General features: G+C 66.0%; 5 protein-coding genes. 3 read left to right on the top strand and 2 right to left on the bottom strand.

Annotated elements, in window-relative coordinates; genetic code table 11:
• Both Q0520_RS07495 and Q0520_RS07500 read right to left on the bottom strand, forming a co-directional pair.
• Positions 1-781, bottom strand: a 781-nt coding sequence (locus Q0520_RS07495) for a universal stress protein (protein ID WP_298668336.1), incomplete at its 3' end; no start/stop codon positions are given.
• A 116-nt stretch (positions 782-897) separates the two neighbouring features.
• The gene (locus Q0520_RS07500) at positions 898-2,136 is read right to left on the bottom strand and encodes an NAD(P)/FAD-dependent oxidoreductase (protein WP_298668339.1); all 1,239 of its coding nucleotides are present in this window, start codon (positions 2,134-2,136) and stop codon (positions 898-900) included.
• A 160-nt stretch (positions 2,137-2,296) separates the two neighbouring features.
• Between Q0520_RS07500 and Q0520_RS07505 the strand changes: the two genes are divergently transcribed.
• From Q0520_RS07505 to Q0520_RS07515, 3 genes are all read left to right on the top strand, one after another.
• Positions 2,297-2,773: a hypothetical protein gene (locus Q0520_RS07505; RefSeq protein WP_298668341.1), complete on the top strand. Its 477-nt coding sequence runs from the start codon at positions 2,297-2,299 to the stop codon at positions 2,771-2,773.
• Positions 2,770-3,924: an ABC transporter substrate-binding protein gene (locus tag Q0520_RS07510; protein ID WP_298668344.1), complete on the top strand. Its 1,155-nt coding sequence runs from the start codon at positions 2,770-2,772 to the stop codon at positions 3,922-3,924. The genes Q0520_RS07505 and Q0520_RS07510 overlap by 4 nt, the downstream gene beginning before the upstream one ends.
• Positions 3,924-4,427, top strand: a 504-nt coding sequence (locus tag Q0520_RS07515; RefSeq protein ID WP_298668346.1) for an iron chelate uptake ABC transporter family permease subunit, incomplete at its 3' end; no start/stop codon positions are given. The genes Q0520_RS07510 and Q0520_RS07515, both read left to right, overlap by 1 nt.

A 4,427-nucleotide genomic window follows, 5' to 3' on the forward strand; every position in this document is an offset into this window, starting at 1 on the left:
CCGTGCCTCCGATGGGAATGTTCGTGATGTAGTCGGTCCGCCCGAGGCGCGGCAACATGACGAGGGAGACACCCGCACCCGCGGCGACCTCGCAGATCTCGTCGGCCGCGGGCCCGGTCCTGAGGAGGGTCTGCACCCTCACGCCCTCCTCTTCGAGGCGGGCCTTCAGTCCGGCGAGGCGCTCCTCGGCGTCCCTGATGAGGACGTCCATCTCCGCCTCGCTCTCGGCGCTCGTGACCACGTGGAGGAGCACCGCCTCCGGCACCTTCAGGCGGTGGAGGAGGGAGACGACCTGGAGGGAGGGCTTCGAGAAGTCGACAGGGCAGAGGACGCGGGAGAAGAGTTTTCCCCCGCTCATTTTCGGGGCGTGGACGACGAGCACGTGGGTCCGCGCCCGCCGCAGGACGCCTGCCGAGACGCTGCCCAGGAAAAGGCCGCTGATGATGTTCCGGCCCCGTGCGCCGACGACGATAAGGGAAGGCCGTTCTTTCCCGGCAAGGTCGAGGATCGCGCCGGTAATGTCCCCCTCCACCGCCTCGACCAGGCGGTCGGTGGCGTCAAGGCCCCACCCGAGGAGGGTGGCCCTCTCCCGTGCAAGCGCCGCTTCCGCATCCCCGGTCGAGGGCGCAGGGCCGGAGAGGAGGGGGATGCGCGGGGCGCGACCCTGTTCGAGGACATGGACCAGGATCACGTCCCGCGCCGTCGGTATCTCGGGGATACGTGCGGCCGTGGCGCGTGCATCGTCGGAAAAGTCTGTTGCAAAGAGGACTCTCTCAAACATCGTCGTCTCCCGGGGACGACACCGTCATCCCCTCTCCCGAGTGTCCGGGACCATGATAGGGGGATGGAGGGAGGAGGAGATAAGAGCGTCGTTCCCCTCTCGAAGAGGTGAAGACTTTATGTACTCCCTTCCTTCGTCTCAGAAAGCCTTCTCAGGACCGCACCGGCGGCGAGGGCGCCGGTGGAGAAGGCCGCCTGGATGTTGAAGCCGCCGCAGTCGCCGTCGATATCGAGGACCTCGCCGGCAAAGAAGAGGCCGTCGACGCACTTCGAACCCATCGTCTTCGGGTTCACCTCGTCGAGGGCCACCCCTCCCCGCGTCACTATCGCAATACTATATCCGCCGAGGGCGGCGACGGTGAAGGTGCAGGCGGTGAGGTGCTGGAGAAGACAGGTCCGGGCCGCCTTCGTGAGGTGGGCGCAGGTCGTCTCCGGCGGGACGTCGGAGAGGTCGATGATCCTTTTGAGGAGACGTTCTGGGACAGGGTAGCGGGAGAGCACCGGCCTGACCCTCGCACCCCCGCCCCCGGCCAGCGCCGCCGTGATCTCCTCCCGCATCGCTTCCGGGAGGACCGGGACGACGAGAGTGTCGCCCGGTTCGATGAACCGGGAGAGGTCGAGGATGGCCGGACCGGAGAGACCTTCATGGGTGAAGAGGAGGTCGCCCCTCCGGTCGCCGATCTTTTTCCCGTCCCTGAAGAGGGAGACGGTCACGTCCTGGAGGGAGATGCCGGCGAGGTCTGCGAAGGGGTAGTCCCTCACCGTCACCGGCGTGAGTGCGGGCGCCGTCCGGACGATCGTGTGGCCGAGGGAGGCGGCAAACGCGTACCCATCGCCTGTCGAACCTGTCGCCGGATATGAGGCGCCGCCTGTCGCGATGAGGAGGAAGGCCGAGCGATATTCGCCTGTCGCCGTCCTGACGAAAAACCCGTCCCCCGTTTTTTCGACGGCGACGACCGGTTCTCCGCACTGTACCGTCACGCCCGCCTCCCGGCACTCCGCAAGGAGGAGGTCGAGGACGTCCTGTGCCTTCCGCGAGGTCGGGAAGACCTTGCCCCCCTCCTCGGTCGTCAGGGGGACGCCCCTCCCGGTGACATGCGCGATGAGGTCGGCGTTTGTGAAGGCCCGGAGCGCCGGTTTGAGGAACTGCCCGTGCTTCCCATACCGCGTAAAGAATTCGGTGACACTCCCGGCGTGGGTGATATTGCACTGCCCCGACCCGGAGACGAGCAGTTTTCTTCCGGGCTTTTTCTTCTTTTCAAGGAGGAGGACTTTTCCCCCTCCGGCACCGGTGCGGGCCGCGGCAAAAAGCCCGGCAGGCCCCGCACCGACGACGATCAGATCGTATCTTTCCACGAGTCCTCCTCTATTCCTTGCCCCCCGGCATGATGACCCTTTTCACGGTGTGCGATGACGGAGGAGATATTGCCGGGCACGGGAGTCCCACAAAGCCCACAAAATATCTAACCTGTTATGACAGAGATATCACCAAAGTACTACTCTGGATTGGTGACCGATGAAAATAGTGCCAGTACTCATCCTCTGTCTCTGTACGCTCTCCCTCGCCGCCCCTGCTCTCGCAGGCGGGGAGTCTGCGGTGCGCGAGGTCAGCACCGCCGCCCCCGCGCCCGGTGCCGAGGTGACGGTGACCCTCTCCCTGGACGGATGTCAGGCCGGCGGGATCGTCGAGACCCTGCCGGAGAGCTTTGCCTATGTGAAGAGTTCCCTCCCTGCCGACCGGGTGCGGGTGGAGGAAAATCGCGTCTGCTTCGCCCTCCTCGGCGAGACGACCGTCACCTATGTGGTCCGCTCCCCGGAGAAGGGCGGCGGCGAGATCACGGGTGCATGGTGGGACTTCGGTGCCCGGACAAACGGTACGGTCGCCCCCACCCGCCTTGACGTCGGCGGCACGACCGCCGCCCCCGGTCCCGGCGCCCTTGCCGTGCTCTTTGCGCTTGCGGCCGTCCCCCTGATCCGGAGGTGCCGGCGATGAAACAGGTGCATCTCCTCCTCTGCCTCCTCCTCGCCCTTGCAGTACCGGCGGCCGCGCTCGTGCCCGGCGACGCCGCCCTCGGACAGGACGAGTTCGCCGGTATGGTCCTCTCCTTCCTTGCCGGCGGTGAGGGCGCCCCCACACTTGCCGGCGTGCAGGACGCCGCCGCCCTCTACCTTGAGGGTGAGGGTGCCGTCGCCCCTGCCTCTCCCCCCGCACGCGTCGTCGTCTTCAACGGCGAGACCCTGGAGACACTGCGGTCCCTCGGCATCGGTCCGTCGAGCGTCGTCGGCATCGACAAATTCTCCGCACAGAAGCCTGAGTTCTTCCCGGAGTACGGGAACACCACAGTCGTCGGGAGCATCTGGTCGCCTGACTACGAGACTGTCGTCTCCCTCCACCCCGACGCCGTCTTCCTGTACGCCACCACCTGCAAAGAGATCTGCGACGAGATCCAGGCAAAACTCGCGGCCTCGAACCCGGAGATCAGGGTCTACAGGTTCGACTGCTTCAGGCCCGAGAACTATGCCGACGACGTGAGGGCCCTTGGCACCATCTTCGGCCGCGAGGCCGAGGCAGAACGCTTTGCCGCCTTCTACACCGGGGCGCTCGACACCGTCCGCACAGGGACAACCGATATCCCAGACGCCGAGCGGACGACGGTGTACCTGGAGAACTGGCGCGACTACAAGACCGGCGCCGCCGCCTCCGGATACGAGGACAAGATCGTCCGTGCAGGCGGGAAGAACGTCTTCTCCTCTCTCGCCGCCGAGTACCCCGAGGTCGACCCCGAGGCTGTCATCGCCGCAGACCCCGACGTGGTCGTCAAACTCATCGGCGCGGGGTCCTACGTCTCCGGAGGGTACCAGAACGCCGGTCCTGAGAAAGTCCCTGAGATCCACGCCGCCCTCGCCGGCAGACCCGGATGGACCGACATTACAGCGGTGAAGGAGAAGAAGGTCTACCTCCTCCACAACGACATCTTCGGAGGGCCGGAGAACTTCATCGGGATCGCCTACCTTGCAAAGTGGTCTTATCCCGACCGCTTCGCCGACCTCGACCCTGCGGCCCTCCACCAGACCTACCTGGACGAGTACCAGCACCTCGAGACCGACCTGAGCGGCATGCAGTTCACGTACCCGGCGGTATGATGGGGACCGGAACTCTGCAGGAGGGGGTCGCCGCCGCACGGCGGAGGCGGACCCTCTTCCACGCCCTCATGGTCCTCCTCCTCGTCCTCCTCGCAGGCGTCGCCATCACCCTCGGCAGTGCCGACCTCTCGGTTGTCGACGCCTACCTGGCGGTCCTTGCCGGCCTCTTCCCCGGCCAGTTCTCCGCACCCCCCATGGCAGAGAACATCGTCTGGAACTACCGCCTCCACCGCGTCCTCTTTGCAGTCGTGGCCGGGTTCGGCCTTGCCATCGCAGGGACGGTGATGCAGGGCATCCTCAGGAACCCCCTTGCAAGCCCCTTCACCCTCGGCATCTCCTCGGCGGCGGCGACAGGTGCATCGATAGCGATCGTCCTTGGCGCAGGCCTCGTCGACGGCGAGTTCCTCATCATCGGGAACGCCTTCCTCTTCGCCCTCCTTGCCGCGGCAGTCATCTATGCGATGGCCCGGTACCGCGGTCTCGGCGCCGAGTCGATGATACTT

This window comes from uncultured Methanofollis sp. (assembly GCF_937919355.1).
Classification (GTDB): domain Archaea; phylum Halobacteriota; class Methanomicrobia; order Methanomicrobiales; family Methanofollaceae; genus Methanofollis.